Raw genomic sequence first — 451 nt, 5'->3', positions numbered from 1 at the left:
TACTCACACTTTTTTTATTTAAATACCCTAAGGTAATTACTTCTTGATTAAACCTAACTCAATCAATCTTTCTGTTAAGAATTCACCTGCAGTTGTATCTTCATACAACTTTGGATTCTCTTCAGTAACACAGTTTTCTAATGCGTTTAATGGCATTTCACTTACTGGATGCATAAAGAATGGAATTGAATATCTTGAAGTGCCCCATAATTCTCTTGGTGGGTTAACCACTCTGTGGATTGTTGACTTCAAGCGGTTGTTAGAGTGTCTTGACAACATATCTCCAACATTGATTACAAGTTCTCCTTCACCAGCGATAGCATCGATCCACTCGCCATCATGATTCTGAACTTGAAGACCTCTTGAGTTTGACAGTTAATTTTCACTACACCCCACTCATACTATCAAAAACGTAGATTTTTAGTGAATTTTGAAAAAAGTGTAGTGAGCC

General features: G+C 36.1%; 1 pseudogene. It reads right to left on the bottom strand.

Going from position 1 to position 451, the window contains the following annotated elements:
* Positions 1–36: 36 nt before the first annotated feature.
* A pseudogene (locus tag ACXAHM_RS26365) lies at positions 37–372 on the bottom strand (2OG-Fe(II) oxygenase family protein); the annotation flags it as partial.
* Between the last annotated feature and the right edge of the window lie 79 nt (positions 373–451).

It is taken from the genome of Flammeovirga sp. AWQ4_249 (genome assembly GCF_056161045.1).
The sequence above is the reverse complement of the archived record's forward strand: the minus strand, read 5'-3'. Positions and strand labels throughout refer to the sequence as shown.